The sequence below is a fragment of the Bordetella pseudohinzii genome (assembly GCF_000657795.2).
Taxonomy (GTDB): domain Bacteria; phylum Pseudomonadota; class Gammaproteobacteria; order Burkholderiales; family Burkholderiaceae_B; genus Bordetella; species Bordetella pseudohinzii.
The window spans coordinates 274,254-299,178 of record NZ_JHEP02000001.1; the positions used below are offsets into that span (position 1 = coordinate 274,254).

Annotated in this window: 29 protein-coding genes; 5 read left to right on the forward strand and 24 right to left on the reverse strand. The window is 66.4% G+C overall.

All coding sequences use genetic code 11. The features are described 5' to 3' along the window. Positions 1 to 11: 11 nt before the first annotated feature. The 10 genes from L540_RS01140 to L540_RS01185 all read right to left on the reverse strand — a co-directional run bounded on the left by L540_RS01140 (position 12) and on the right by L540_RS01185 (position 7,979). Positions 12 to 281, reverse strand: a complete 270-nt coding sequence (locus L540_RS01140; RefSeq protein WP_043208638.1) for a VirB3 family type IV secretion system protein — start codon at positions 279 to 281, stop codon at positions 12 to 14. Beyond that, positions 278 to 661 carry a TrbC/VirB2 family type IV secretion system protein gene (locus L540_RS01145; protein WP_048025718.1) on the reverse strand — a complete coding sequence of 128 codons (384 nt, stop codon included), beginning with the start codon at positions 659 to 661 and terminating at the stop codon, positions 278 to 280. Before L540_RS01145 ends, L540_RS01140 begins: the two co-directional genes overlap by 4 nt. Next, a complete protein-coding gene (gene trbB, locus L540_RS01150; RefSeq protein ID WP_043209007.1) occupies positions 658 to 1,704 on the reverse strand; it encodes a P-type conjugative transfer ATPase TrbB in 1,047 nt (348 codons plus the stop codon). Before trbB ends, L540_RS01145 begins: the two co-directional genes overlap by 4 nt. Beyond that, the gene (locus tag L540_RS01155) at positions 1,701 to 2,165 is read right to left on the reverse strand and encodes a ribbon-helix-helix protein, CopG family (RefSeq protein ID WP_043209004.1); all 465 of its coding nucleotides are present in this window, start codon (positions 2,163 to 2,165) and stop codon (positions 1,701 to 1,703) included. Before L540_RS01155 ends, trbB begins: the two co-directional genes overlap by 4 nt. Then, on the reverse strand, positions 2,162 to 4,168 hold the full coding sequence (locus L540_RS01160; protein ID WP_048025719.1) for a conjugal transfer protein TraG: 2,007 nt from the start codon (positions 4,166 to 4,168) through the stop codon (positions 2,162 to 2,164). Before L540_RS01160 ends, L540_RS01155 begins: the two co-directional genes overlap by 4 nt. A 236-nt stretch (positions 4,169 to 4,404) precedes the next feature. Further along, a complete protein-coding gene (locus L540_RS01165; protein ID WP_043211256.1) occupies positions 4,405 to 4,683 on the reverse strand; it encodes an EexN family lipoprotein in 279 nt (92 codons plus the stop codon). 29 nt (positions 4,684 to 4,712) lie between these two features. After that, a complete protein-coding gene (locus L540_RS01170) occupies positions 4,713 to 5,624 on the reverse strand; it encodes a LysR family transcriptional regulator (protein WP_043211258.1) in 912 nt (303 codons plus the stop codon). Between the two features lie 64 nt (positions 5,625 to 5,688). Continuing rightward, positions 5,689 to 6,459 carry an alpha/beta hydrolase gene (locus L540_RS01175; RefSeq protein ID WP_043211267.1) on the reverse strand — a complete coding sequence of 257 codons (771 nt, stop codon included), beginning with the start codon at positions 6,457 to 6,459 and terminating at the stop codon, positions 5,689 to 5,691. A gap of 34 nt (positions 6,460 to 6,493) precedes the next feature. Beyond that, on the reverse strand, positions 6,494 to 7,108 hold the full coding sequence (locus L540_RS01180) for an NADPH-dependent F420 reductase (protein WP_043211260.1): 615 nt from the start codon (positions 7,106 to 7,108) through the stop codon (positions 6,494 to 6,496). 106 nt (positions 7,109 to 7,214) lie between these two features. Further along, entirely contained in the window at positions 7,215 to 7,979 is a 765-nt protein-coding gene (locus L540_RS01185) for a 3-oxoacyl-ACP reductase family protein (RefSeq protein ID WP_043211261.1), read from the reverse strand. A 116-nt stretch (positions 7,980 to 8,095) separates the two neighbouring features. Here L540_RS01185 and L540_RS01190 point away from each other — a divergent pair, with 116 nt between their 5' ends. Continuing rightward, the gene (locus L540_RS01190) at positions 8,096 to 9,025 is read left to right on the forward strand and encodes a LysR family transcriptional regulator (protein WP_043211263.1); all 930 of its coding nucleotides are present in this window, start codon (positions 8,096 to 8,098) and stop codon (positions 9,023 to 9,025) included. Positions 9,026 to 9,054: 29 nt separating this feature from the next. Here the strand turns inward: L540_RS01190 and L540_RS01195 are convergent, their stop codons facing one another. The 9 genes from L540_RS01195 to L540_RS01235 all read right to left on the reverse strand — a co-directional run bounded on the left by L540_RS01195 (position 9,055) and on the right by L540_RS01235 (position 16,506). Further along, positions 9,055 to 11,040: a relaxase/mobilization nuclease domain-containing protein gene (locus tag L540_RS01195; RefSeq protein WP_048025720.1), complete on the reverse strand. Its 1,986-nt coding sequence runs from the start codon at positions 11,038 to 11,040 to the stop codon at positions 9,055 to 9,057. 448 nt (positions 11,041 to 11,488) lie between these two features. Further along, a complete protein-coding gene (locus L540_RS01200) occupies positions 11,489 to 12,088 on the reverse strand; it encodes a S26 family signal peptidase (RefSeq protein WP_043213133.1) in 600 nt (199 codons plus the stop codon). Then, on the reverse strand, positions 12,085 to 12,642 hold the full coding sequence (locus L540_RS01205; RefSeq protein WP_043213136.1) for a DUF2840 domain-containing protein: 558 nt from the start codon (positions 12,640 to 12,642) through the stop codon (positions 12,085 to 12,087). The genes L540_RS01200 and L540_RS01205 overlap by 4 nt, the downstream gene beginning before the upstream one ends. Continuing rightward, positions 12,639 to 12,902 (reverse strand): hypothetical protein, encoded by a 264-nt coding sequence (locus L540_RS01210; RefSeq protein ID WP_043213138.1) that lies wholly within the window; start codon positions 12,900 to 12,902, stop codon positions 12,639 to 12,641. Before L540_RS01210 ends, L540_RS01205 begins: the two co-directional genes overlap by 4 nt. Further along, positions 12,899 to 13,537, reverse strand: a complete 639-nt coding sequence (gene parA / locus L540_RS01215; protein ID WP_048025721.1) for a ParA family partition ATPase — start codon at positions 13,535 to 13,537, stop codon at positions 12,899 to 12,901. Before parA ends, L540_RS01210 begins: the two co-directional genes overlap by 4 nt. A 241-nt stretch (positions 13,538 to 13,778) precedes the next feature. Next, entirely contained in the window at positions 13,779 to 14,636 is an 858-nt protein-coding gene (locus tag L540_RS01220; RefSeq protein ID WP_197085619.1) for a replication initiator protein A, read from the reverse strand. A 26-nt stretch (positions 14,637 to 14,662) separates the two neighbouring features. Next, positions 14,663 to 14,947: a helix-turn-helix transcriptional regulator gene (locus L540_RS01225; protein WP_026069907.1), complete on the reverse strand. Its 285-nt coding sequence runs from the start codon at positions 14,945 to 14,947 to the stop codon at positions 14,663 to 14,665. A gap of 75 nt (positions 14,948 to 15,022) precedes the next feature. Beyond that, positions 15,023 to 15,817 (reverse strand): DUF2285 domain-containing protein, encoded by a 795-nt coding sequence (locus L540_RS01230; RefSeq protein WP_043212062.1) that lies wholly within the window; start codon positions 15,815 to 15,817, stop codon positions 15,023 to 15,025. 338 nt (positions 15,818 to 16,155) lie between these two features. After that, positions 16,156 to 16,506, reverse strand: a complete 351-nt coding sequence (locus tag L540_RS01235) for a DUF2958 domain-containing protein (protein WP_043212067.1) — start codon at positions 16,504 to 16,506, stop codon at positions 16,156 to 16,158. Positions 16,507 to 16,804: 298 nt separating this feature from the next. Here L540_RS01235 and L540_RS01240 point away from each other — a divergent pair, with 298 nt between their 5' ends. Further along, positions 16,805 to 17,098, forward strand: a complete 294-nt coding sequence (locus L540_RS01240) for a helix-turn-helix domain-containing protein (protein ID WP_005304583.1) — start codon at positions 16,805 to 16,807, stop codon at positions 17,096 to 17,098. Positions 17,099 to 17,150: 52 nt separating this feature from the next. On the opposite strand, the gene L540_RS01245 is transcribed toward L540_RS01240, so the two are convergent. The 5 genes from L540_RS01245 to L540_RS01265 form a co-directional block, all read right to left on the reverse strand. Next, the gene (locus L540_RS01245) at positions 17,151 to 17,465 is read right to left on the reverse strand and encodes a DUF736 domain-containing protein (RefSeq protein WP_043212069.1); all 315 of its coding nucleotides are present in this window, start codon (positions 17,463 to 17,465) and stop codon (positions 17,151 to 17,153) included. Positions 17,466 to 18,224: 759 nt separating this feature from the next. Then, positions 18,225 to 18,434 carry a hypothetical protein gene (locus L540_RS01250; RefSeq protein WP_043212071.1) on the reverse strand — a complete coding sequence of 70 codons (210 nt, stop codon included), beginning with the start codon at positions 18,432 to 18,434 and terminating at the stop codon, positions 18,225 to 18,227. A 63-nt stretch (positions 18,435 to 18,497) separates the two neighbouring features. Next, the gene (locus L540_RS01255; protein WP_048025722.1) at positions 18,498 to 20,546 is read right to left on the reverse strand and encodes a ParB/RepB/Spo0J family partition protein; all 2,049 of its coding nucleotides are present in this window, start codon (positions 20,544 to 20,546) and stop codon (positions 18,498 to 18,500) included. A 79-nt stretch (positions 20,547 to 20,625) separates the two neighbouring features. Further along, the gene (locus L540_RS01260; RefSeq protein WP_043211596.1) at positions 20,626 to 21,453 is read right to left on the reverse strand and encodes a DUF932 domain-containing protein; all 828 of its coding nucleotides are present in this window, start codon (positions 21,451 to 21,453) and stop codon (positions 20,626 to 20,628) included. Positions 21,454 to 22,215: 762 nt separating this feature from the next. Continuing rightward, positions 22,216 to 22,602, reverse strand: a complete 387-nt coding sequence (locus L540_RS01265; RefSeq protein WP_043211598.1) for a hypothetical protein — start codon at positions 22,600 to 22,602, stop codon at positions 22,216 to 22,218. Positions 22,603 to 22,995: 393 nt separating this feature from the next. On the opposite strand from L540_RS01265, the gene L540_RS01270 reads away from it, so the two are divergent. Genes L540_RS01270 through arsB form a run of 3 tightly spaced genes read left to right on the forward strand, consistent with a single transcriptional unit; the run spans position 22,996 to position 24,919 of the window. After that, complete coding sequence (locus tag L540_RS01270) at positions 22,996 to 23,340, forward strand: ArsR/SmtB family transcription factor (RefSeq protein ID WP_006414889.1); 345 nt, start codon at positions 22,996 to 22,998, stop codon at positions 23,338 to 23,340. Positions 23,341 to 23,344: 4 nt separating this feature from the next. After that, on the forward strand, positions 23,345 to 23,833 hold the full coding sequence (locus L540_RS01275) for an arsenate reductase ArsC (protein ID WP_043211602.1): 489 nt from the start codon (positions 23,345 to 23,347) through the stop codon (positions 23,831 to 23,833). A 9-nt stretch (positions 23,834 to 23,842) separates the two neighbouring features. Then, entirely contained in the window at positions 23,843 to 24,919 is a 1,077-nt protein-coding gene (arsB, locus tag L540_RS01280) for an ACR3 family arsenite efflux transporter (protein WP_043211605.1), read from the forward strand. The last annotated feature ends 6 nt before the right edge of the window (positions 24,920 to 24,925 follow it).

Consider the following 24,925-nt stretch of genomic DNA (forward strand, 5'->3'; position numbering starts at 1 on the left):
GCGGCGTCTCCCTACACGTCCAGCAGCGGCTTGTGCTTGATGTGCCGGGCGAACACCTGCATGAACTGCGGATCGACGCGCGCGCCCCACACGGCGAGCGAGTGGCCGACGATCCAGAGCACCAGCCCCGGAATCCACAGTTGCAGGCCCAGGCCCACGGCGGCGGCGAGCGTGCCGTTCGCAATGGCGACGGTGCGCGGCGCACCGCCCATGAGGATCGGTTCGGTCAGCGAGCGGTGTAGCGGCACCTCGAAGCCCGGAAGGTCGCTGGCCGTGCTCATACGACGGCCCCGCCGGAGAACGAGAAGAACGACAGGAAGAACGAGGACGCGGCGAACGCGATGCTCAACCCGAACACGATCTGGATGAGCTTGCGGAAGCCGCCCGACGTGTCGCCGAAGGCGAGCGCCAGGCCGGTGGCGATGATGATGATGACCGCGACGATGCGCGCGACCGGCCCCTGGATGGAGTCGAGGATGGATTGCAGCGGTCCTTCCCACGGCATCGAGGAACCGGCGGCCTTCGCCGTGCCGGCCGTCATCAGCATGACGGCGGCCAGCAGCAGGCCATGGTGTGCCGGCGCGGCCAGGCGCCGCAGGCGTGCAAGGATTGAGGCCGGATTTACGGAAAAACGGAAAGCAACAGCGTTTATCTGCGTCATGGCAGTTCTCCAGGGTGGTCAGGGGACGAGGAGGAAGGCGACGGCAGCGCGGGAAACGGCGTTTCCAGCGCGTCCGCCAGGCGATAGCCGGCAGCGTCGAAGCCGACGACGCGGGCAATGCTTTCGACGTGGCGCTTGCGGCCACGTCCGGCGATGTGGATCACGACGTTGACCGCTTCGGCGATCAGCGCCCGCGGCGGGTTCACCGCGACTTCGAGAATCAACTGTTCCAGGCGCAGCAGCGCGCCCAGCGCGGAACCGGCGTGGATCGTGGCGATGCCGCCGGGGTGGCCGGTGCCCCACACCTTCACCAAGTCCAGGGCTTCGCCGCCGCGTACTTCACCGACGATCACGCGGTCGGGGCGCAGGCGCATCGTGGCGCGCACCAGTTCCTGCATCGACACCACGCCGGCGCGGGTGCGCAGCGGCACATGGTCGCGGGCCGCGCATTGCAGCTCGATGGTGTCTTCGAGCACCAGCACGCGGTCGCCGGTGGCGGCGATCTCGGCCAGCAGCGCGTTCGCCAGCGTGGTCTTGCCGGTGCTGGTGCCGCCTGCGATCAGGATGTTCTGCCGCTCGCGCACCGCGCGGCGCAAGAACTCGGCTTGCGGTGCGGACAGGATGCCGTCGGCTACATACTGATCCAGGCCGATGATGTTCACGGCGCGCTTGCGCAGCGCGAACGCCGGGCCGGGTGCGGCAGGCGGCAAGATGCCCTCGAAGCGTTCGCCGGTTTCCGGCAGCTCGGCGGTCAAGAGTGGTTGACCGCGGTGCACTTCCGCGCCGACGTGGGCCGCGACCAGCCGGATGATGCGTTCGCCATCGGCTTCGGGCAGCTCCACGCCCAACGGCGCACGGCCCGACGACAGCCGATCGACCCATAGTGTGCGGTCGGGGTTGAGCATGACTTCCACCACGTCCGGGTCTTCGAGCGCGGTGGCGATCACCGGCCCCATTGCGGTACGCAGCATCTGGATGCGGCGATCGAGCGAGGTCGCGGCGGACGAACGAGGCTCGGGCGGGAACTGCGGAACGGCACTCATGAGGCACGCTCCTGGGCTTCGGCCAGCGCCGCCGCGTCATCCATCCGTGCGGTGTCCGGGTGCAGTTCTTCCACCACGTCGCGCACGAGGCTGCGGCCGCGCAGCAGGTGGCGGCCGAGTTGTTCGACGAACTGCTCGAAGCGGGCCTTGCCCTGGGCGCGGGCCGCGTCCTGATGGGCTTCGGGAACCGGCGTGCTGACGGTCAGGAAGTAGCGGACGAACAGCGCCAGCGTTTCGATCTGGATGTTCTGATCGCGCTCCAGGCGCTCGGCCTGCCGCGACAGGCGATCCAGCCGCTTGGCAATGGCGGCCTCGCGCTGGTCGCCGGCATCGGGCGACAGCCACGATGCGAGCGCCGCTGCGACGATGGACGATTTGGACACGCCTTTCTTGGCGGCCAGCTCGTCCAGGCGCTTGGCGTGCTCAGGCTGGATGAACAGATTGAGGCGGTAGTGGCTCATAGCTCGATTCCGTCGTTGGGGTCGAGGGAAGCCAGCCGCGCCGTGCGCTGCATGGATGGGTCAAGCTGGCGAGGAAGGGGAAGCGGCAGGTCGTCGTCGTCATCGAGCAGCGCGAGGTCGGCCGCAGGCGCGGCCAGCTCGGGGGCGTAGGCGACGGTTTCGGAGAGTTCGGGCTGACGGCGCGGGCCGCCGTCGTCGGCGGTCAAGCTCCCCATGCCTTCGGCGGATGCGGTGCCCGGTACGGCAGACGTTGGCGGAATCGCCAGCCCGCTCCAGTCGTCCGGACGCAGCGGAGGCGCGTCGGCGTACTGCCCGCCCGTAAGCGCAGGCGGCGGCAGCACACGGCGCTTGAAATTGCTGTCCGCGTAGTAGCGCAGCTTCTTGGCCTTGATCGGCGCTACGCTGGACACCATCACCACCGCCTCGTCGGGCGGAAGCTGCATCACTTCGCCCGGCGTCAGCAGCGGGCGTGCGGTTTCCTGGCGCGACACCATCAGGTGGCCCAGCCACGGCGCAAGCCGATGGCCTGCGTAGTTGCGCTGCGCGCGCAGTTCGGTGGCCGTGCCCAGCGTCTCGGAAATGCGCTTGGCGGTGCGTTCGTCGTTCGTCGCAAACGTCACGCGGACGTGGCAGTTATCGAGGATGGAATGGTTCTGCCCGTATGCCTTGTCGATCTGGTTCAGGCTTTGGGCGATGAGGAAGCTGCGGATGCCGTAGCCGGCCATGAAGGCCAGCGCCGTCTCGAAGAAGTCCAGGCGCCCCAGCGCCGGGAACTCATCGAGCATCAGCAGCAGCCTGTGGCGGCGCTCGATGCCGTCGGAGCCATCGAGCGATTCGGTGAGGCGCCGACCGATCTGGTTGAGGATCAGGCGAATGAGCGGCTTCGTCCGCGAAATGTCCGAAGGCGGCACCACCAGATACAGCGACACCGGATGTTCCGCAGCGATCAGGTCGGCGATGCGCCAGTCGCAGCGCGAGGTGACTTCGGCCACCGTGGGATCGCGATACAGGCCGAGGAACGACATGGCCGTGCTCAACACGCCGGAACGCTCGTTGTCCGACTTGTTGAGCACTTCGCGCGCCGCCGAAGCGACGACAGGGTGCGGCCCATCGCCCAGGTGGGGCGTGGTCATCATCCGATGCAAAGTCAGCTCGAACGGGCTGGCCGGGTCGGAGAGGAAGTTAGCGACGCCACGCAGCGTCTTGTCTTCGCCCGCGTAGAGCACATGCAGGATGGCCCCGACCAGCAGCGCGTGGCTGGTCTTTTCCCAATGGTTACGCTTCTCCAGCGCACCTTCTGGATCGACCAGAATGTCCGCGATGTTCTGCACGTCGCGCACTTCATGCGCGCCGCGGCGCACTTCCAGCAGCGGGTTGTAGGCCGCCGACTTCGCATCGGTCGGGTTGAATAGCAGGCAGTGGCTGAATCGGCTGCGCCAGCCGGCGGTGATCTGCCAGTTCTCGCCCTTGATGTCGTGGATGACGGCCGAGGCCGGCCATGACAGTAGCGTCGGCACCACGAGACCCACGCCCTTGCCCGAGCGCGTGGGTGCGAAGGTCAGGACGTGTTCCGGGCCTTCATGACGCAGGTATTGGCGATCGTGCTGGCCCAGGAACACGCCGGCAGGCTGTGTGAGGCCAGCCTTGCGAATGTCCTGTGCGTTCGCCCAGCGCGCAGAGCCGTAGGTTGTGACCATGCGTGCTTGACGCGAGCGCCAGACCGACATGGCGATGGCGACGCCCACGGCGACCATGCCGCTGGCGCCGGCAATCGCGCCGCCGGTGTCGAAGACCTCCGGTGCATAGGCGCCGAAGAAGAACCACCACTCAAACAGTTTCCACGGGTGGTAGATCGACGTGCCAAGAAAGTCGAACCAGGGCGAGCCAAGGCGTACTTGATAGCCAAGGGCCGCTGCTGTCCATTGTGTGGCGGCCCACACTCCGGCGATCACGATGCCGAGCACCACGGCGATCTGACCGAACAGCACGTTCGTCCCTTGCATGACCTGGCCTCCGATTTCTCCTGCGCTGATTCCTCATGGAAATCGCGGCACAGGGGCGTGCCGCAGGCGTCAGGTTCGGTGTCAAGTCAGTGCTGGTCAAAGACCGTGTTGAGCAGAAAAGTCGAGAAAAAAGAAAGAATGAGTGCAGTGGCGAGTCAAAGAAAAGCGCCGCAAGCGAAGACGCATTGCGGCGTGTCGAACAGGAAAATGAAGATGATTCGACGAACCGACAACGATCAGAACTTGGGCGGTTCCTTCGGAGGCGTGTATGGCGTTTCGCCGTCGCCATAGAACCGCTTGCGCGTGGCTTCGGCCACCCGGTTGCACAGCACGTCACCCAACTTTTGGCGGTCAGTCTTGCACTGCTGGCGCAATTCCCTGAGCCGTTCGGGATTGGCCGCAAGCTCTTCCACTGTTGGAATATTCGCTTCGGAAGCGTTGGTCTTCTGAGGCGTTTCGGATTGACCACAGGCAACCAGGGTCATGGCGATCAATAGCGAGATAAGCACTTTCATGGCTGGGTGTCCTCCAAGGTGATGATTCATCAAAGTGGCGCGGGCTTGTTGTCGTCAGGTGACTCAATCGAATTGGCCAGTGCTATGAAGCGAGAAAGGGTCTCTGATGTGCTGGCGCCGGGACGTAGCAGGTATGTCGTTAGCGTTGGCGGGCTTCCCGCCAATGGGCGGGCCACAATGCCCGTCTCTCGGCAGGTGGCGAACTGCGATGCACCAGCAAGCCCTAGAGCGAATCCTGCCGACACCAGCGCCATCATCAGATCGAATGAGGCCACCCGTTCCGCTACCAAAGGTTCCTGATCCAGTCGCCGGAGCAGGCGATCTATCTGGCGCGCATAGCCCTCGCAAACATGCGGATCGCCCAACACCAAGGGAAAGCGCAGAACTTCATCCAGTGGAATTCGCTTGTGCTTCAAAAGCGGATGCCGTGCCGGAATCGCCACCATCAGCGGGTCGCCCCAAACAGCTTCGGCGATGATCTCGTCACCTACCTCATCAGACTGTGCGAATCCCATGTCATACAGGTCGCTTTGCAGTCCTTTGATCTGCTGCGATAGCGGCACCTCGAATAGCCGGATCTCAACCTCCGGTTCCTCCTGTCGGTACAGTGCGAGCAGTGCGGGTAAGCGTGAAGGGGTGATGCCGTCGGATAGCGCGATACGCAACTGTCCATGAAAGCCATTGACTGCTGCCTGCACGCTGTCGCGGGCCTGCTGGAGAGAGGTAAATACGCGGGGAACATGCTCAAGAAAAAGTTCGCCTGCGCGGGTTAGCCTGGTGCTGCGAGTGGTGCGGGCAAACAGCGTAACGCCAAGCTCCTCTTCCAGCTCCTTGATGGCACGTGACAACGGTGACTGTTCCATATGCAGCCGCTCGGCTGCGCGAGCGAAGTGCAGCTCCTCTGCGACTGCTATGAAGCAACGAAGATGGCGAAACTCCATAACCTGCTCCTTTGCAGGGAGCAGCGTTACCGTTGCTCCCTGTCTATCCGATTTTTTCTGACTTTCAACGTGACTGCACCCATTGCAGCGCGGCATCCGCAACTTCCTCCCAGCCATCTCCGGCAATCAACCAGTGCCCACGGTTTGCGAACTCGCGCAGTTCCGTCGTTGCAGTGGATGCGCGGTAGCGCTTGAAGTGCTGCTTCACCATGCCGGGTTCGACGGTACGGTCGTTCTCCGCACTGACCAGCAGCAGGGGCGCGCGGTCGGGTTTGCTCCACTGGATCGAGGAGCCAATACCAAGCACCGACTGGTAGTAGATGCGGCCCGGCGCCGGCACAACATGACGGTCGAATGCCTCGCGCTGCCTTTCAGGACTGAGCCCATTGGTGAAGTCGCGTGCGAATCCCTTGAAACTCATCCTCAGTGCCCGGCTCCAGCCACGCCAGGCCAGGAACACCGGAAGGGCTGCCAGGAACGCTTTGGGGCCAGGCTTGATACCCGCCGCCGGTGCCGGCGAGATCGAAACAGCCGCCGCCCCCAAACCACGGTCGAGCAGCATTTGCGCCACGAGTCCGCCGTAGGAGTGGCCGATGAGGATTGGCGGTTCGGGCAGCGTGGCGATGATGGCTGCATAGTGATCGGCGATGCGTCCCAGTGTCAGCTTGCCGATAGCACCGTCGGGCGTGTCGCGCAGAGCCTGTACCGAACGATCCAGCAGCGGCCATGCCGGTGCGAGCGTGCGATAGCCGAGAGCCTCGTACCGCTGCTGCCAGGGTTGCCAGACAGTCGGGGTCAGCCAGGCGCCATGAATGAAAAGAATTGTCTTGGACATGATGGACTCCTTGGTTGTATCCATCTCGCAGGGTTCAGCCGAACCGCACGAGTTCGAGCGTGGGCAGCGGCCCGCCCGGGAATTGCGTCAGGCGACCGCCCACGGCCAGCGTGCCGAGGTCGATGCCTGCGAAGCCCAGCCGACCGATCAGCGCGCCGACTTCCGCCTTGGCCTGCGTATCGTCGCCAGCGAAGAACAGCACACGCTGGCCGCCGCGTTCCGCCGGATCGGCGGCGAGCAGTTCGGGGCGCAGATGATTGAACGCTTTGACCACGCGCGCGCCCGGCACAAGACCAGCGAACACCTCGCTCGATGCTCGGCCATGCAACTCGGCGGGCTTGAACAGCGGCGCCTCGATCGGGTTGTTGGCGTCGATGACGACGCGCCCGCCGAAGTCCGGCAACCCGGCAAGGGCGCCCGGCAGCTTCGACCAGTTCACGGCGACCAGCACGATGGGCTGTGCAGCAGCTTCCTCGCGGGTGCCGGCGCGGATGCTGGGGCCGATGGATTGCACCAACGCTTGCAGGCTGTCCGGCCCGCGGCTGTTGGACAGGATGGCCGGGATGTTCCGGCGTGCCAGCGCACGGGCGAAGGCGGTGCCGATGTTGCCCGCGCCGATGATGCCGATGGAAGAAGACGACTTGCTCATGATGATTTCCTCGAAGAAATGTGACGATGTGGGTGATTACGGGTGTGCTCGGACTTGAAGCTGCCCTTGGGCTATGGAGCGGGCCAGTGGCCCGCTCCAAGGTCACTCAGGACGTGAAGCCGCCGTCGGCCAGAATGTCGGCGCCGGTGACGAACGCGGCTTGCGGGCTGGCAAGGAACGCCACGACGTTGGCGATTTCGTTCGGCTGGCCGTAGCGACCCACCGCCATGTGCGGGATCAGCGCCTTGGCCAGGTCGCCATCGGCCGGGTTCATGTCGGTGTTCGTGGGGCCAGGATGCACGGTATTGACCGTGATGCCGCGCGGCCCCAGATCGCGCGCCAGGCTGCGGTTGAAGCCGGTGACGGCACCCTTGGTCAGCGTGTAGAGGGAAGCGCCGGGGAACGAGGCGTACTTCGTCATCGAGCTGCCGATGTGGACGATGCGGCCACCGTCCTTCATGTGGCGCACGGCCTCCTGCGTGGCGACGAAGACCCCGGTGACATTGACGGCGATCATCGCCTGGTAGTCCTCGAACTTGATCTGTTCGATCGGGCCACCCAACGCGATGCCGGCGTTGTTCACCAGGATGTCCAGGCCACCGAAGGTTTCGACCGTCTTGGCGACGGCGGCACGCACGGCGTCGGGTTCACCCGAGTTGGCCAGGATGGCCAGCGCCCGACCGCCAGCCGACTCGATGGCGGCGGCGGTTTCTTCGGCCAGCGCGGGCGAGCCGACATAGGTAAAGGCGACCTGGGCGCCATCGGCTGCCAGACGCTTGGCGATGGCCGCTCCGATCGAGCGCGAGCCGCCAGTCACGAGAGCCGTCTTGCCGGCCAGGGGAAGGGATTGGGAAGGGGTTAAGTTGCTCATGGTTCACTCCGGTTGGTTGCCGAGGGATTCGGTGGAGTGACTTTCCCCCTTTCATTGCCTCTTGATTAGTGGCAAATCGCTTGGATTATTTTCAAGTGTTCGTTTAATATAGGGGAATGGAGACGCTGGCAAACCTAGAGTCGTTCGTGCGCAGTGCCGAGAGCGGCAGCTTCTCGGCTGCGGCGCGGCGGCTTGCGCTCACTCCGGCTGCGGTGAGTCGCAACGTGGCCATGCTGGAGCGCAATTTGGGAGTGCGGCTGTTCCAGCGTTCGACCCGCAAGCTGACGCTGACCGAGGCTGGTGAGTCATTCCTGACCGCGATTGGTGGCAATCTGGAGTCTTTGCAGAACGCCATCGCGGCGGTATCGGCAGAAGACGGCCAGCCCGCAGGCGTGCTCAAGATCAGTCTGGCGCCAACCTTCGGGATGAGCCATTTACTGCCGCTACTGCCGGAGTTCCTGCAACGCTACCCCCGCATCCGGCCCGAGTGGCATTTCGAGAACCGTGCGGTAGACCTGATCGCTGAAGGCTACGACGCCGCTATCGGTGGTGGATTCGAGCTGGCGCCGGGCGTGGTCGCCCGAACACTGGCGCCGGCGCACATCATCGCCGTTGCATCTCCCGCGTATCTGGCCCGACACACGCTACCAGCCGATCCTTCTGGTCTGATAGAGCTGGATGGTGTCGTCATGCGCTCGCTTTCGTCGGGCCGCATCCGTACTTGGAACATGCGCAATGCGCAAGGCGATGAAGTTGCCGCAGTGATGCGCGAGGCCGTGGTGGTCAATGATCCTGCCGCGCTGAGAGAGTCGGCGCGGCTGGGCTTAGGTGTTGCCATGCTCGCCGTGGCCGATGTTCTGCCGTGGCTGGAGTCGGGCGAGCTGGTGCGGGTTCTGCCGCGCTGGTGGGCTGATGCCGGGGCGATCTCGCTTTACTATGCCAGCCGCGATCTGCTGCCGGGCAAGACGCGGGTCTTCATTGACTTCGTGATCGAAGCATTCAAGCGTGAAGACTATGCACGGCGTTTCGCGGGCAGCTTGGGATAGCAGCGCATGGATGTTCCGGCGTTGTGAAATTAACGTCCCAAAGACTTGTTGAATTCCCATGACACTCCGCTGCCGCGCAGCGTCGCGGCAAGCTGCTGTCCCAGCCGCTGTTCGATCACTGGCCGCCACGGCACCAGGCTGAACCCCATGCCATCATCGAGCATCGCATAGCGCCCGCTGGTAAGCATGACGGAGCGCCGGTAGATGCCTGCAACGCGCTGCCCGTCCGTGGCGGGCCGATGCGCCAGGCCGGTTTCGGCGGCAATGTCCTTGGCGGCCTGCGCCAGTTCCCGATTGCGCAGCGTGCCCAGCAGGTTGCGCGCCAGGATCACGCGCTGCCCGCGCCGTTCGGCCAGCCCCTGTTCTTCAAGGAAGTCGGCGCGCTGTTGCAGGGTGTTCTTGACCTCGCCACCAAAGCCCAAGTCGCCCAGCCCCTTGCCGCCGCCGATCAACTGCTGGTCGAGCCAGGTGGCTCCGATCACGCGCGCCTGCCGCTCGATGGGCAAGTGCGATTTCAGCTCCACGGCCACGCCGCGCAGCCGCTGTGCGTCGTACTGACGGCCACGTTCCGGCAGGTCGTCCGGCACCTTCCATAAGCCATCGGCCACGCGCTCCACGATGCCGGCCCGGCGCAGGGCTTCCAGCCGGCGAACATGGGCCGCGACGACTTCCTGCGGGTCGCGGCCGGGCTTGGCTCGGCCCTGCTCGATCGCCAGGTGATGATCGGTGCGGTACAGGCTATCGCTCGCCAGCGCGGCGATGTTCTTGTCGGCCGCCCGCACCTCGGCGGAACCGCGTACCTCCACCACGGCTCCGGTGGGATAGTTCGCCAGCTCGTCGCGAGCGTTCAACGCGACGTAGTGGGCCTTGCCGTCCACGCCGTCGATGACCAGATAGCCGCGGTCGTGCAGTTCGTCGACCAGCCCCTTCGCAGCGACGCGGCCGATGACGGTACGGCCGTCGTCGCCCGGCTCGAACACCGCCAGCTCGCGTGGCTGGCCGCTCATGGCGCGCTGCATGGTGCGGATGATGTCGCCACGCTCGCCCAGGGCGCGCAAGGTCTTCTCCGCGTCCGCATGGACGGCCCAGGTGCCGGGCTGCGTCTCGTCGGCCAGGCCCAGGCGCTGCAAGCGTTGCAGGCGGCCGATCAGCAGCAGGCGCTGGCGTTGCAGCCGGGGTTCGTTGAAGCGTTCGATCTGCACCCGGCCATCCTCGCCGGCCTCGCGCTGCAACGTGCGGTCGAGGCTCGTCCACCGCTCTTGCTCCACCTCGCGCTGCAAGGTCTGCTGGATCTCCAGTTCGGTGCGCGGCCCCAGCCATTCCGTCGCCAGCTCGGCGGCGCGATGGCGGAAGCCGTGGGCGATGTAGTCGCCGGCGATGATGAGGTCTTTGCCGGTGTCGTCGCGCCCGCGCACGATCAGGTGGGTGTGGGGGTTGTCGGTGTTCCAGTGATCGACCGCTACCCAGTCCAGCCGCGTCCCCAAGTCGGCTTCCATCCGGTTCACCAGATGCCGGGTGTAGGTGCGCAGGTCGTCCAGCTCGGCCCCGTCCTCCGGGGAAACGATGAAACGGAAATGGTGCCGGTCGTCGGCGCAGCGTTCCTTGAACGCATCGAGGTCGGCTTCATCCGTCTGCGGCCCGTAGGCCCGGCCCGGCTCGCCATCGCGGCCGGCGCCGTCGCGCTCGATGTAGCGCAGGTGCTTGGCGAGCGACTGCGGGCTGGCGTTGCGCTGATTGACCAGCAAGGTCTTGATGGTCACGCGCCGCGACATGGGGGTCAGCTTCGCACCCGCGAAACGCGCCGCCGTGTGGCCGCGCCCCAGGCGCGAGCCGGGCCGCTGGCCGGCACGTGCGCCACTGCCGCCGGCTGCGGAATGGCGCATCGAGGACTTGCCGCCGCTGGCCTTGCCCGCCTGCTTGAGCACCTTGGAAACGAAGCGCTGGCCCTGGCCCTTGCCCCGGTTCTTCGGGGCGCTGGGGCGCACGCGGAAATCGTCGTCGCGGCGGTCGGTCATGGCCGCGCTCCCTGCAAGCTCTGGCGTGTCCTGTCGTGCGAAGCACGCGGACATGCCTGCATTGGCGCGGGCCTCGCGCCCCACGCGGCACGGCGGCGAAGCCGCTTCGTGCCGCGCCACCCCCATGTGCAGACAGGCTTTCGACGCGGCCCGGTGCCGCGTCCTTTTGTCTTGCCTTCCGCCTTTGCCCCTCGCTGTCGCTCCGGGCGGCGGCGGCCCGGCGGCGCGGCGCTGCTTGCAGCCAGCCCGCCGGCGAACGCGCCAATGGCCGCAGGCCGGGCGCGTTCGAGGCAAGACGCCTGCACGCTGGACGGCTGCGCCGGATGTTGCGCGAGGCGCGGCGCGAATGCGCCCGCGCTGCACGCGCGACGACACGGCGGCAGCCACTGGAACGACATGCTCGATGGCACGACGAGAGGCACGGCAACGTGCAGCGAATCGACGGCCATCATGGGCGTGTCTCCAGCCAGACCGGGTGCGCGACGCCGATCACGGCGGATGCGCTGACCGGGCCGAAATAGCGGCTGTCGAACGACGCCGGATTGGTCACGCTCAACAGGAACAGCTCGCCCGGTTCGAGGCGGCGGCAAAGCTGCAAGGATGGCAGCGGCCGGCCCAGCCGGTCGACAGGCAGCGCGGCGGCCGCAGGCACGCCGTCGATGCGTACCTGCCCGGCGACGATGCAAACGTGTTGCGGCGCGACCGCGCCCACACGTTTGAGCAGCGGAACGCGGGTCGGCAGGTAGCCGCGCTGCGCAGCCAGCGTGGCGGCCTTGTCGAGCAGCGGCACCAGCACGATGCTGTCCACGGACAGCGGACGTGGCAGCGAGGCGGTGCGCGGGTCGAACGGTTCGATGCGATACCAGCCGACCGCCACGCTGTCGGACGGGTTGTAGGTCAGACGCGGCAGCGGCGACACGAAAGCCGCCCAGGCCAGCGCAGCGAGGCCGACGGCGGCGAAGCCCGCCAGCACGATGCGAACGCGCAGGCGCGAGCGAGGATGCGGCGCGGCTTCGTGCGTGCATGTGGTGTTGGATTGGGTCGTCATGGCAGCGCCCTTCCGGCCAGCCAGGCGGCGTGCCGCTCGGCGGTGTATTCGGGCAGCGCCAGGCGGGCCGCCAGACGGTTGCCCAGCGTGCGCCAGTACGCGGGCGACACGTCGATGGCGGCGATGCCTTGCGCGTCGATGTCGTCGATGCGTTCCAGCACGGCACGCACCGCGTTTTCGCCTTCGGCGTGCAGCAGCAGGCGTGCGCCCGGCCGCACGCCAGGGATGCGCTGCATGTCGTCCAGCGGCGTGGCGGCTTGCATCACCATGAGTTGCCAGCGGATCGTGCCGTAGTCGTTTGCTTCCCAGCGCACGCGGCAGAACATTGCACGCGGCAGGAACACTGCGCAGCGCCGCCAGCGGTCGAGCCGCAGCGTGCGCGCCGGCTCGCCGAAGCGCAGGTAGAGCTTGAATCGCGGTTCGATGTAGGCGAGCGATACGCGAGTCAGCGGCACGCTGCCAGCCTGGCCGGCGAGCGTCGAAAGCGAAGGCGGCGGTGCAGCAGCCGGTGCAGCCGTCGCCGCGTGAGCGGCAGGCAAGGCGGATGCGTTCATGGCAGGTTCTCCGTGCGGTTGTCGGGGAACTCTCGTTCCAGCAAGCCGCGCAGCAACTCGGCCACGGTCACGCCTCGCGTGAAGGCCGACACCTTGATGCGAGCACGCATCGCGGGTGTGATGTCGAGGGTCAGGCGTGCGGTGTAGAGGTCGCCTTTGTTGAGTGCATCGGCATCGCCCTGGCGAATCCACGCCTCGGCGTGCGGATTCGCGGGCGGACGTGCGCCGATGCCGACGCGCTTGCTGCGCGGGCTGCTCATGTCGGCCACCGCAGCAGTTCATCGGTGAGCACGGCGATCTCGCGTGCGGCGGCGCTGTCGGGCGCGGTTTCGCGGGCGAGCCGGCCAGCGGCCACGCTGTCGGCGAAGACGATGCGCTGGCGCACTTCGCTGCGCAGCGCCGGCAGCGGCTGTTCGGCCAGCGATTGCCGTGCTTCCCTGCCGATGATGGTGGTACTGACGCGCCGATTGATGACGAAGGCCGCGCGCAGCGCAGGCCGGAACACCTGTGCCTCGCGGATCAGCGCCACCATCTCGGCGCTGGCCCACAGGTCATACGGACTGGGCTGCACGGGAATCAGCACGCGCTCGGCCGCCAGCAGCGCGGAACGCGCCAAGGCGGCGATGCGCGGCGGGCCGTCGATAATGACGTGATCGGCGCGGCGGGCCAGCTCCGGCGCTTCCTGATGCAGCGTTTCGCGGGCGAGGCCCACGGCGCTGAACAGCCGGGGCAAGCCCTGCTGGCTTCTGCGCTGTGTCCAGTCCAGCGACGAACCCTGCGGGTCGGCGTCCAGCAGGATGACGTGCAGGCCGCGCATCGCCAGCTCGCCCGCGATGTGCGTGGCGAGCGTGGTCTTGCCGACGCCGCCTTTCTGGTTGAGAAACGCGAAGATCATGACGCGGCCCTCCCTGCTGGAAAGCCGGCCTGGCCGTGCCGTTTCGTGGTTGTCCACCGAAACGGCGCGCTTCTACTAAAAGTTAGAGATTTATAGTTAGGTAAGTTAGAGGGGCCGCAAACCCGCGCCGCTACTGGCTTTGCGGCGTTTTCGTACTCCTGATAGCACGAGGGTCGTACTCCTGATAGCACGATACCCTGTACTCCTGATAGCACGAGGCCGTTCACAGGTTGTCCCGCAGTTATCCCCGTGCCGTGGACAGCACGGGCCGGAAGGTCAGCAGTTCCAGCCTTTCGTCCGGCATCGACTCGATACCCAGGACGTAGCCGGGCAGCGACTGCCGCGCGACCAGCACGCGCAGGTCGTAGGCGAAGTCCGAGAAGCGCGCCGCGCTGCCGGACTTGCGGTGCAGGTGCCGGAAGTCGAATTGCCAGCCGTGTTCCTGCCGCCCGCCGTGCTTGCGCACCAGGCGGTACAGCCAGCGTTCGATGCCGCCCTTCAAGCGGAAATAGGCCGGGTCGATGGTCAGCACCAGGGCGGCATCGAGCACGCCGGCATAGAACCAGTCCGGCAGGATCAGCTCGATGCCCAGCGGCGTGCCGCTGGCGTCGGCCAGCTCGCGCCATTCGTTCACCCACGAAAAGCGGTGCAACCGCCGCCCGGTGGTTTCGCGGATGGAAGTCGCCACGCTGGTCGATTGCAGCCGGTCGAGTGCGGCTTTCAGGCGCTGGTAGTCGTTGAGGGACGTGCCGCGCCCGATGAAGCGCAGGATTTCGTAGGGCGTGGCGTGTATCCAGCGCGACGGGCGAATGCCCGCGTCGCGCGCCTCCACGATCTGCGAGGCCGCCCAAATCAGAACGTCGGCATCCCATATCGTGGCGATGCCATGCTCGGCCGTGCCTTCCACGCGGATGGTGATGTTCCCGCTGCGGAAGTCGATCGGCGCGGTGCGCCGCGACTTCGCCAGCGAGAAGAACGGAAAGGCCATCAAGTCCTGACTGTCGCGCGGCGCCATGCCGTCGCCCGGTAGCGCACGGAACAGGTCGAGCTGTTCCCGCTGCTGCGATCGCTGCCCCGGCGGCAGCGATGGGCTGGACATGACGATGGCCACCGGCGAGCCGACGATCAGCGGCCATCACGGTAGTCGCCCGCATGACGCTCGGCATATTCCGGGTCGGACGTGGCCTCGTAGCTGCGCTGGTCGGCCCAGGCATCGAGGTCGGCCACCGCGTACATGACGCGGCGGCCGAACTTGCGGAACTTGGGGCCGCCGCCGATCACGCGCTGTTTCTCCAGCGTGCGCGGCGACAGCCGCAGGTATTCGGCGGCTTCGTCGTTGGTCAGGTAGCGCTGGGGCTGCACGGGCGCAGCGACAGCAGCGGCGGCAGGCCGCAAGGGAGCGGGTCGCATGGGATGTACCTCCATCAAGCCCGGCCACACCACGCGGCCGGATAGAGGCACTTTCAAGAAAGCAAGGCTTCCTGCTCAGGGACGTTTTGCAGGGGATGCAGCGCGTCCCTGTGCAACGGGCGGAAGCTGTGCAAGGCGGCGGTAGCCGCCGCGCATCAGCGCATCGCCCCGGCGTACCAGCCGGCGAACGCGGGCGCGCAAGGCGCTGTCGGCGTACCAGTCGTCGGCGACGGCATCGACGCCGAACAGCCCTTCGGCCACGTCGCGCAGGGATGCGCCCGCAAGGGTGCCATCGAGCGCCTGGAGCGTGTTCAACTCCAGCAGCGCAGCGGGTGTCGGCCGCGACCGTGCCGTTCCCGCCGGCGCTGCATCGCCGGCGGCCAGCTTGTCCAGTTCGGCCGCCAGCGCCTGATAGCGTCCGCAGGATGCGGCGCAGGCGCGAATGGCATAGGCGTAAGCCATGCCGTCGGCCAGGCCGGGAGCGATCACCAGCCGCAGGCAGCAGCCCGGCCAGCGTGTCAGCAGCACCAGGCGCTTGCCATCGTGGATCAGGTGCTTCTGGCCGGGGAGGCGCCAGAACGCGAAGGCCACCGCGTCAGGTGGCGGGTCGGCGTCCGGGTAGAGCTGCACCACCGCATCGTGATCGGGGAACCAGGCCGGATGCGCGTCGCGCGCATCCAGGGCGGGATCTTCCAGCAGGCGCAGTCCCCAGCGCCCGGCGGCCTCTGGCCGGCGGCGCCGGCGCAGCCAGTCGCGGCGGTAGTCGGGGTGGCGACGCAGGTATTCCCACGCCAGCGCGGGGCCGTCGAGGTGCAGCGTGTAGAGATACGCGGCGGTCGGATACCAGTGTTCGGCGCTCGGGTCAGCCATGACGCAGCCTCCTGTCATTCAGCAGGAACGTCGCCACGGATTCCGCCGTGCGGGAGCTATCGAGTCGCCATCAAGTCGTCATCGAAATCGGGATAAGCTGTAACTGCTGGTGTCAAGACTGATTCGCTCCAGGGCATTGCGGAAATCGTCTGAATGCGACGGCTGCGCCGCCACGAAAATGGTGCGCAGCATGGAGCACCGTGCAGCAGCCCGCGCCAAAGATCATGACTGTTTGCATCAGAAGCGCACCGCTTCGGTGCAAGAGTGCGGATTCAGACCAATCAGGTCTTGGGTGAGACTGAAATAGTCAGAATGCGCTGCTGTTGGCTGGGGGTTGGTCAGTCGGTGATCGAACCGTTTTCCTTGGCCAGCCGCAGGTACTCCGACAGCAGCCGCACGGGCTGGAAGTAGCGATCGCGCATCACAGGTTGCTGGTGCGGCCCGACGATGGACGCCAGATCGGACAGCTTCACATGGCCTAGGCCGGGCATGCCTATTCCCAGGTCGATCAGCCCCCATGCCGTATCGCCATCGGCCGGGTCGAGCGCGGCCAGCAACCAGGTGGCGTGCGCGTCAGGGGTGAACAGTCGCACCGCCGGCATCGGGTCGATGCCCCGATCAGCGGCGCGTGCCGCGCCGACGGCGAGCAGTTGCGCCCGCTGTTCAGCGGTGACGAGCGGCTGGGTCATGGCCCGAATCCCCACGCATCCGAGGATGCACGGATACGATTTTCCACCGAAGCGCGGAACCGCTGAAGCGGATGCGTGCTTTGGCGGGAAAGCACGAAGGCGCAAGCCATCGAATCCGTACATGCACGGAAACGCAGAAGCGGAATTACGCAGGTCAGGAAAGACACGGATGCGACTCCCCGGGTCTGGTGAAATCCGCAGTTGCGGATTTCAGCAAAAGCACGGAAGCGGACTAAATTACTGTCATGAGTTAAAGATAACGTGGTTTTAATTGTCCCGCGACTGGACGCTTCTGTCTATGCAGAAGCGATCCGTACAACCCGGCCGACCGGCCGGTGCCACCACCTTCGATGCCGAGTTGGCGCAAGCCTTCGGCGCGGCGGTGCGTGCGCTGCGGATGGAACGCGGGATTGCGCAGGAATCGCTGGCCAACCTAGCTGGCATCGAGCGTTCCCATATGGGCAAGGTCGAGCGTGGCGAGCACATGCCCACGCTGGCGATCATCTTCAAGATCGCCAGCGCGCTTAGTTGCAGTACCGCCGTGCTGATGGCCGCGACGGAAAGCCAGCTCGCGTCCGTGTCCGAGACGTAGGCTGTCAGCGAAAGGCGCCCCGCCGCAATGGGCGGGGCGCGGTGGGCGGCCGTCAGGCTGCCTTGGGCTTGCTGCGCGACCAGATCAGGTCGTGCGTGCCGTCCTCGTTCTCGATCAGGCGGGCATAGACCGTCGCCGGGAACGAAGGGTCGTCGATGCTCACGGACAGGTAATCCCGCCCGGCCTCACTGGTCTTCTTCCACGCCGCGCCGATCTCGTGGCCGGCCGCCTGAAGGTGGAAGTCGGGGGCGTTCTCGCTATCGCCCTTGTCGTTGGGAACCAGCTTGACCTTGACGTTGAGGGTCAGGGTGCGGAGCTGGCCGGTGAAGCCGTCTTTCTCTGCGGTGAAGGTGCCGATGTTAGCCATGATGTTTCTCCTTTCGGGTTGAACAAGGTCGCGCCAGTGCGTCCTTGTTGTGATCCGGCCGGCGGGGGATGGGCTGGCCGCACCGCGCAGCGGTCGCAACACCGTGGAGAGCCTGGAAGCGAAAAGAATTTGTCCCGCGAGGAATGCGCGCAGCGCAGGGGAAATTGTTTTCGCTGGAAGGTTGCGGCCATGAAGCCCAAGGCGCAGCCGCTCCCTCGCCAGGATTCACGACAAGCCAAGGACGCACGGGCCGCCCGCTCCCGAATGGAGACGTGGCCGACTCGGCATCCCCGCGTGACGGCTTCACCGGCTTGCGCCCTGACACTGGCAAGGCCAACACCCCAACGACGAGCGAGAACGCTTCTTGCCGCAGATTGCGACGACGTGGTTGAGGCGTGGCGTGGATGCTCCATAGCGAAGCCGGGGGGCGTGTCGGTGAACCGTCCTTCGTGACGTACAAGCGCGAACCGCCAGCGTCGAGGACGGCACGCTTTGGCACAACCTGCCGCAGCAAGCGGGGGCGTAGCCCCACAAGCCCCGCCCATTGCGGCGGGGCGCCATCGAAACCTTGCCCGCGCCAGCGGGCGCCGATCGCTGTACCGCGTGCAAGGCACTTGCACGTCCACCACGTCGCCGCCTGGTCGAAGGCGGCGACGTGGCGATTTTGCTTTGGACGCTGGAACCGGGCGCGGCCACCGCCGCGCCCGGATTTCCGACCACCGGCCCCAAGGCGGAACGGCTTGGGGCCGGTGCGGCTCGTTATTCCTTGGTTTCGATAATCCACCACATGGCACGCGGCAAGGCGCGGCCCGTGATGGGGTGAATGTCGATGAGGTCGGCACGGGCCGACCAGCCCGAGGGTGGGCGGTAGCCGCGCACGTCGCCTTCGCCGTGCCAGCGGCGGGCGCGTACTGCGCCGGGCGCATAGATCGCCGCCATGCGTGGGCGGCTGGTGGTGGTGCGGGTCATGGGGGCTTCTCCTTCAAGCGAAGCGCCCCGGTCGAGTGCCGGGGCGCTTGCCTTCGGCGCGGGTCAAGCGGCCAGCGCCTCGGCGGGTTCATCCGCCATTGCCTCGGCATCCTCCGGGGCGTCCTGCGCCTGCGTTTCCTGCGGCGCAGCTTCCGGGCCTTCGGTGTTGAAGATGGCGGGCATCCAGCCCGTACCATCGGCCAGCCGTTCCGCTTCGCTGGCAATGTCGGCCTTCTTCAACTTCGCCAGTCGGGCAGCGTGCGACGGTGCGAATTCGCCCACGGCTTCCAGAATCGCGGCCTTCGGCACATGCTGGAAATACCCGTCTGCGGTGGGCTGCCACCATGCGGCCATGTCCAGCCCCACAGCCTGCGCCAGTTCCGCGCCCGGCTGGTGTGCCGTGGCGCGAGGCGTCACCACGTCCACGGTCGCCGCTACGCATACCGCCAGCAGCCGCACCAGTTCGCCTTGCTCCATCGCCAGCAGCGCGACGAACAGTTCGGCGCTGTCCTGCGGCAGCGCTTCGCCCGCGACCTGCTGCAACTCGCGCAGGGCGACGGCGGCGGGCGACTCGGGCCAGTCGGGGGCCATGCCTTCCAGCCGGTCTTGCACTTTCAGGCTCACGCCCAGCGGCAAGTCGTGGCCGTAGTGGTTGTCCTGCAAGACGCTCTGCACCATGCCATGCACCAGCGCGGCCAGCGCGACTTGCGGATGGCGGGCGACTTCGATTTGCAGCGCGGCGGTGCGGTGCGCGCTCAAGCGCTGCGCCAGCCGGTCGGACAGGCTCGCGGCCTTGGGCTGCTCGGTGTCCTCGCCTTCGTCGTCGTTCCCTGCTTCGCCTTCCGCGCTGCCGAAACCCTGCCGCAAGCGTTCCAGCGTGCGCAGCGCCTTGGCCTCTGCCTCGCGCAGCAGCCCGCGATGAATCACGGCTTCGCCGCTGCGGTCGAGGGTGACGATGGCACCGGCCACGGCGCGCACATCCGGGGCGTAGCCCTGCAAGGCTTCCTCCACGGCTTGCAGTTCCCCGGCAACCTGTTCGCGGCGCGGTTCCAGCGCTTCGGTCTTGTCCTCGTCCTCGGCGTCGTAGGCTTCTTCCAGTTCGGCGTCGATCTTGTCGAGGCGGGTTTGCAGCGAGGCGATGCGGCGGGCTTCGCGGGCGTTCGGTTCGCGGCGCTGGCGCGGCGCGTTCTGGAACGCCTGCCGCTCGGCGTAGCTCATGTGCGGCACGGCTTCGACCCACGCCCAACCCTCGGCGCGCACGTCCCCGGTCAGCGCATCCAGCTTGCCACGCACCAGCGTTTTCAGCAGCGCGGCGTCGGTCAGGTAGGTTCCGGCATCGCCTTCCGCGAACAGGTCGCGGCGGATGCCGCCGCCCGCCGCCGTGTAGGCGTCCAGCCCGGCGAAGCGCACCAGCGGATGCGTGGCGTCGATTTCGCGTTCGGTCAGGCGTTCGCGCAGCGCGGACGCGCCACGCTGCCATTCGGGCGCACCGTAGAACGCGCTTTCCTGCGCGGCGTGGTCGTCGGTGATGGTCAGGGCCATCAACTGTTCCAGCGTGACGGCTCCGCCCCGGTAGTCGGCCAGCAGGCGCGGCGAGACGTTGGCGAGTTTGAGACGGCGCTGCACCACCAGCGGGGTCACGCCGAAGTCGGCGGCAATGTCTTCGATGGGGCGGCCTTCCTTGACCAGTGCGGCGAACGCCTCGAACTGGTCGGCCGGGTGCATCTGCTCGCGCAGCAGGTTTTCCGCGAGGCTGACGGTACGGGCCGAAGCGTCGGGCACCAGCAGGCACGCCACTTCGTAGTCGGCAGGGATGCGCTTCTTCTTCGCCAGCAGCTTCAAGGCGGTCAGGCGGCGGTCGCCAGCCACCACTTCGTAATGCTCGCCATCAGCGGCAAGGATGACGACGAGGTTTTGCAGCGGGCCGACGCGGGCAATGCTCGCGGCCAGTTCGGGGATGGACATGCGCGAGGTCGTCCGCGCGTTGCGCTTGGAGCGGCGCGGCAGCAACTGCGAGAGCGGAACCAAAATCAGGTTCTTGCTCGGGTCGGCCACTTCCAGCGGCGCGGCGGTTTCGATGGCGATGGTTTCGGTTTTCAGGACGGCGTTCATGGTGATGACTCCTTGCGGTTAGGGATGCAGCAGCGAGAGGAGCGGCAAGGGCTGCTGCCTGCCCCTGCCGCGTGGGGATTCAGGCTTTCAACTGGCGCATGCCATCGGCCAGCAGCCAAAGCGCACGGTTGAGGCGGATGTTTTGGTCGATGCCCTGCACCGGGCGGGTTTGCTGGCGGCGTCCGTTGGCGCTGCGCCCGCGCAGGCCGCCTTGGGTCAGGTTCTCTTGCGTGCGGTTGAACACGCTCCACAAGTCCGGGCGGCGGTCATCAAAGCGGCGCGGCATCAGGATTTGCGATTCCGTGATGGGCGCGGGCTTGTCGGGGTCGTCGTACTTGAGGGCCAGCGCGGCGCGGGCGAACACTTCGGATTCGCCATCGTTCAAGGTGATGGCGCGCATGGAATCGCGGGATTCCTGCACACGGTCGAAGCCGCGCAAGACTTCGTAAGCGCCTTCGATGACGGAACCGGCCACGTCGCCTTTGTGCGGCACGCGCACGTCTGCCACCGTGTCGCCGCAGACAAGGCCATTGCTGCACACGAACCGGAACATTCCGGCCAGCATCTGATAGCTGCTCGTGCCGTCATGCGAGTTCAACAGCACGATTTCATTGGCTTCCGCTCCGTTGATCTGGCTGGCGTGGCGCAGGCGCAGCATGTGCTTGGTGTAGTCGCGGCGGTCGTCGTGGCGCACGCGGGTTTGCGCTGCCATGAAGGGTTCAAACCCTTCCTTGCGCAGTTCTGCCAGCACGGCGGCGGTGGGGATGTAGGCGTACCGTTCGGAACGGCTTTCGTGCGGGGCGTCCGCGAAGATGGACGGCGCGACCTTGCGGATTTGATCGTCGGACAGCGGGTAATCGCTGCGCAGCGACGGGGAACGGGAAGCGAATCGGGATGCGAGTTGCATTGCATTTCTCCTGACGAAAAGGGTTTGCTGTTCAAACCGCACACCGGATTCCTAGATTCGGAGCCCAGCCTTTCGGCTGTTCGGTGCGGTCGGCACGAGGAACCCGGTTGGCCCTGTTGCCACCGTCTTTCCTGAGTTCATCGCCCGCGGCCAAAGGAGCGCGCGGACGGGGGCCGTCAAGGAGACAAGCGCAGGGTTGGTGCGGCCCGCAGGCGCAGCCGAGGACACGGCCCTGCGCGCCTTGACGGCACACGGGAGCGGGCTACGGTCGCGGGTAAGGTGATGAAGTCAGGGGAGACGGCTGGACATGGCAACGGCCGTCCCTTTGTGCCGACCGCACGCAAGCGAAGCGCGCAGGCCCGAAGCTGGAAGCCGGGCCGAAGGCGTCAGCCGAGCGGAGCGAGGGAACGATGGAAGCCCGAAGGGGGCGAGACGCTGCAGGCGGCTCGATGCGAAGCACGACAGCGCGACCGGCCATGCTTTTTGGCCGGGGACGCCCATGCAGTCATGGAGATGCAGCGTGGATCTTCTGTGGTGGACAAGCAGCCTTTGCGGCATCGGTATTGCCGCGCCGGCGCAGCCGGGGCGGCGGTGTTGTAGGGGCGCCAAGCGAAGCGCGGCGGGGATGTGCCAAAGGCACTTCCCCTGGAGTGCAAGCGCCAGCGCGCAGCGCCGCGGGCGCGAAGTCATCGGCACCAGGGCGCAGCAGAAAAAAAGGTGCGCCGCCCCGCAGGGCAGCGCACCGGATGGCACCAGGCGCGATCAGTTCGCCGTCATCGTCTGCAACTGCTCGATCACGCCGGGTTCGACGAAGACGCACGGCTGGTCGGCCGCGATCGGCACGTCGAACACCTGCGCGAAGGCTTCGCGCTTGAGGTGCGCCAGGCGGCCCGTCCGGTATGCCTGTTCGGGCTTCACGCGGCCACCGCCCGCCGGTGAGCCGCTGCGCTGCGGGTCGCACTCGACCAGCGCGACAAAGCCATCGTCGGACAGCTTCTGATGTTCGGGGCACAAGCCCCAGCCGGTTGCCGTGTGGCGCTCCATGCTCGCGCGCAGGCGGCGATCCAGCAGGACGGCGCCGGTGTCGAAGCGAGTACCGCAGACAAGGCAAACGTGTTGTTCAAGCGAAACGTGCGATTTGTCGTTCATGACGATCTCCGGTTGCACGGGCGGAATTGCCCGGAACCGTCGCCAGCACGGCGCAGCGCAAGCAGTCAGGGGTCGCAGACGGCCGCCAGGACGCAAGCGCGCAAGGCGCGTGCAGCCCTTGACGGCGAGAACGCCGTGATACGGTGCAGGGAACAGCAAGACCGCCCACACCCCGCCCACTGCACACACCCGTCTTTGGGCAAGCGAAGCGCGCAGGCACGGATCATCGAGCCGGGCCGGAGGCGTCAGCCGAGCGAAGCGAGGGAACGATGGAAGCCCGAATGGGGCGAGACTCGCGCAGCGAGGCTCGATGCGCAGCACGACAGCGCGACGGCGGCACACCGGGACGCCATGAGCCTTTGTGTGTTGCTCACTTGCACAATGATTCAATAAATGTTGTATTATCGAATAATGAATGAAGATCAAGCCGTTTCCGCCCTCGGTGCCTTGGCTCACACCCAGCGGCTGCGCGTATTTCGCGCCCTGGTGGTCGCCGGCCCCGAGGGACTGACGCCCAGCGTCCTTGCCGACCAGCTCGACGTGGCCCGTAACTCCCTGTCCTTCCACTTGAAGGAATTGGCCCATGCCGGGCTCGTCACCATCGAGCAGCAGGGCCGCAATCTGATCTACCGCGCCGACTTCGCCCGGATGAACGGTTTGCTCGGCTACATGACCGAGCACTGCTGCCAAGGCGGTGTCTGCGAGGTTTCCGACACAACCACCCGCTGCGACTGCTGACGCCATGACCACCTACAACGCCTTGTTCATCTGCACGGGCAACTCCGCCCGCTCCATCCTTGCCGAAGGCTTGCTAAACGAGCTAGGCCAAGGTCGCTTCCATGCCTATTCCGCCGGCAGTCACCCAAAGGGCGAGGTTCACCCGCTGGCGCTTGCCACGCTGGAGCGGCTGCGCCTGCCGACAACCGGCTACCGCAGCAAGAGCTGGGACGAGTTCGTGAAACCCGACGCGCCGGTGTTCGATTTCATCTTCACCGTCTGCGATAACGCCGCCGGCGAGGCGTGTCCGCTGTGGCCGGGCAAGCCCGTGTCGGCCCATTGGGGCGTACCCGACCCGGTTGCGGTCGAAGGCACCGAGGAACAGCAGCGCAAAGCGTTCCTCGATGCGGCGATCACGCTGCGTCGGCGCATTGAGCTGTTCCTGTCGCTGCCATTGCAGCGTCTCGATGCCATGTCGTTGCAGCGCGAGCTGCGCGACATTGGCCGCCAGTGAGGCCCCCCGATGACCGCAACCGATACCGCCGGCCCCGCGCCGGCCACCTCCGCAATGAACGGCTTTGAGCGTTACCTGACGCTGTGGGTGGCGGTGTGCATCGTTGCCGGCATCGCGCTCGGCCAGTTCGTGCCGGGCGTGTTCCAGGCCATCGGCCGCATGGAAATCGCCCAGGTAAACCTGCCGGTCGGGCTGTTGATCTGGGTGATGATCGTGCCGATGCTACTGAAAGTGGACTTCGGCGCGCTCGGCCAGGTCGGGCAGCACTGGCGCGGAATCGGCGTCACCCTGTTCGTCAACTGGGCGGTCAAGCCGTTCTCGATGGCGCTGCTGGCGTGGATCTTCATTCGTCAGGTCTTCGCCGACTGGCTGCCGGCTGACCAGCTCGACAGCTACATCGCCGGCCTGATCCTGCTGGCCGCTGCCCCATGTACCGCAATGGTGTTCGTCTGGAGCCGGCTGACCGGCGGCGATCCGGTGTTCACGCTCTCACAGGTGGCTTTGAACGACACCATCATGGTGTTTGCCTTCGCGCCGCTCGTCGGCCTGCTGCTGGGCCTGTCGGCCATTACGGTGCCGTGGGACACGCTGCTGGTGTCGGTGGTGCTCTACATCGTCATCCCGGTCATCCTCGCGCAGCTCTGGCGTCGTGCGCTGCTGCGCCGGGGCCAAGCCGCGTTCGACCGGACACTGGAACGCATCGGCCCGCTGTCGATCGCGGCGCTGCTGCTGACGCTGGTGTTGCTGTTCGCCTTCCAAGGCGAAGCCATCCTGCGTCAACCGCTGGTGATTGCCATGCTGGCCGTGCCCATTCTGATCCAAGTGTTCTTCAACTCCGGGTTGGCGTACTGGCTCAACCGCAAGGTAGGCGAGAAGCACAGCATCGCCGGCCCCTCGGCGCTGATCGGCGCATCCAATTTCTTCGAGCTGGCCGTGGCCGCCGCGATCAGCCTATTCGGCTTCCATTCCGGCGCAGCACTCGCAACAGTGGTCGGCGTGCTCATCGAGGTGCCGGTGATGCTGCTGGTGGTGCGCGTGGTCAACCGCTCGCGTGGCTGGTACGAACGCCGCGCGACCGCTTCGTAATCTTCA

Bases quoted from the DNA above. Each gene is read 5' to 3' on its own strand.
- L540_RS01185 (WP_043211261.1), bottom strand. From the start codon at position 7,979: ATGAGCAACTTAACCCCTTCCCAATCCCTTCCCCTGGCCGGCAAGACG.
- L540_RS01180 (WP_043211260.1), bottom strand. From the start codon at position 7,108: ATGAGCAAGTCGTCTTCTTCCATCGGCATCATCGGCGCGGGCAACATC.
- L540_RS01170 (WP_043211258.1), bottom strand. From the start codon at position 5,624: ATGGAGTTTCGCCATCTTCGTTGCTTCATAGCAGTCGCAGAGGAGCTG.
- L540_RS01210 (WP_043213138.1), bottom strand. From the start codon at position 12,902: ATGAGCAGCCCGCGCAGCAAGCGCGTCGGCATCGGCGCACGTCCGCCC.
- L540_RS01195 (WP_048025720.1), bottom strand. From the start codon at position 11,040: ATGACCGACCGCCGCGACGACGATTTCCGCGTGCGCCCCAGCGCCCCG.
- L540_RS01255 (WP_048025722.1), bottom strand. From the start codon at position 20,546: ATGAACGCCGTCCTGAAAACCGAAACCATCGCCATCGAAACCGCCGCG.
- L540_RS01250 (WP_043212071.1), bottom strand. From the start codon at position 18,434: ATGACCCGCACCACCACCAGCCGCCCACGCATGGCGGCGATCTATGCG.
- parA (WP_048025721.1), bottom strand. From the start codon at position 13,537: ATGATCTTCGCGTTTCTCAACCAGAAAGGCGGCGTCGGCAAGACCACG.
- L540_RS01200 (WP_043213133.1), bottom strand. From the start codon at position 12,088: ATGACGACCCAATCCAACACCACATGCACGCACGAAGCCGCGCCGCAT.
- L540_RS01275 (WP_043211602.1), top strand. From the start codon at position 23,345: ATGACCACCTACAACGCCTTGTTCATCTGCACGGGCAACTCCGCCCGC.
- L540_RS01140 (WP_043208638.1), bottom strand. From the start codon at position 281: ATGAGCACGGCCAGCGACCTTCCGGGCTTCGAGGTGCCGCTACACCGC.
- L540_RS01225 (WP_026069907.1), bottom strand. From the start codon at position 14,947: ATGCGACCCGCTCCCTTGCGGCCTGCCGCCGCTGCTGTCGCTGCGCCC.
- L540_RS01190 (WP_043211263.1), top strand. From the start codon at position 8,096: ATGGAGACGCTGGCAAACCTAGAGTCGTTCGTGCGCAGTGCCGAGAGC.
- L540_RS01230 (WP_043212062.1), bottom strand. From the start codon at position 15,817: ATGGCTGACCCGAGCGCCGAACACTGGTATCCGACCGCCGCGTATCTC.
- L540_RS01235 (WP_043212067.1), bottom strand. From the start codon at position 16,506: ATGACCCAGCCGCTCGTCACCGCTGAACAGCGGGCGCAACTGCTCGCC.
- L540_RS01270 (WP_006414889.1), top strand. From the start codon at position 22,996: ATGTTGTATTATCGAATAATGAATGAAGATCAAGCCGTTTCCGCCCTC.
- L540_RS01245 (WP_043212069.1), bottom strand. From the start codon at position 17,465: ATGGCTAACATCGGCACCTTCACCGCAGAGAAAGACGGCTTCACCGGC.
- L540_RS01160 (WP_048025719.1), bottom strand. From the start codon at position 4,168: ATGCAAGGGACGAACGTGCTGTTCGGTCAGATCGCCGTGGTGCTCGGC.
- L540_RS01145 (WP_048025718.1), bottom strand. From the start codon at position 661: ATGACGCAGATAAACGCTGTTGCTTTCCGTTTTTCCGTAAATCCGGCC.
- L540_RS01240 (WP_005304583.1), top strand. From the start codon at position 16,805: ATGCAGAAGCGATCCGTACAACCCGGCCGACCGGCCGGTGCCACCACC.
- L540_RS01155 (WP_043209004.1), bottom strand. From the start codon at position 2,165: ATGAGCCACTACCGCCTCAATCTGTTCATCCAGCCTGAGCACGCCAAG.
- L540_RS01175 (WP_043211267.1), bottom strand. From the start codon at position 6,459: ATGTCCAAGACAATTCTTTTCATTCATGGCGCCTGGCTGACCCCGACT.
- L540_RS01165 (WP_043211256.1), bottom strand. From the start codon at position 4,683: ATGAAAGTGCTTATCTCGCTATTGATCGCCATGACCCTGGTTGCCTGT.
- trbB (WP_043209007.1), bottom strand. From the start codon at position 1,704: ATGAGTGCCGTTCCGCAGTTCCCGCCCGAGCCTCGTTCGTCCGCCGCG.
- L540_RS01220 (WP_197085619.1), bottom strand. From the start codon at position 14,636: ATGTCCAGCCCATCGCTGCCGCCGGGGCAGCGATCGCAGCAGCGGGAA.
- arsB (WP_043211605.1), top strand. From the start codon at position 23,843: ATGACCGCAACCGATACCGCCGGCCCCGCGCCGGCCACCTCCGCAATG.
- L540_RS01205 (WP_043213136.1), bottom strand. From the start codon at position 12,642: ATGAACGCATCCGCCTTGCCTGCCGCTCACGCGGCGACGGCTGCACCG.
- L540_RS01260 (WP_043211596.1), bottom strand. From the start codon at position 21,453: ATGCAACTCGCATCCCGATTCGCTTCCCGTTCCCCGTCGCTGCGCAGC.
- L540_RS01265 (WP_043211598.1), bottom strand. From the start codon at position 22,602: ATGAACGACAAATCGCACGTTTCGCTTGAACAACACGTTTGCCTTGTC.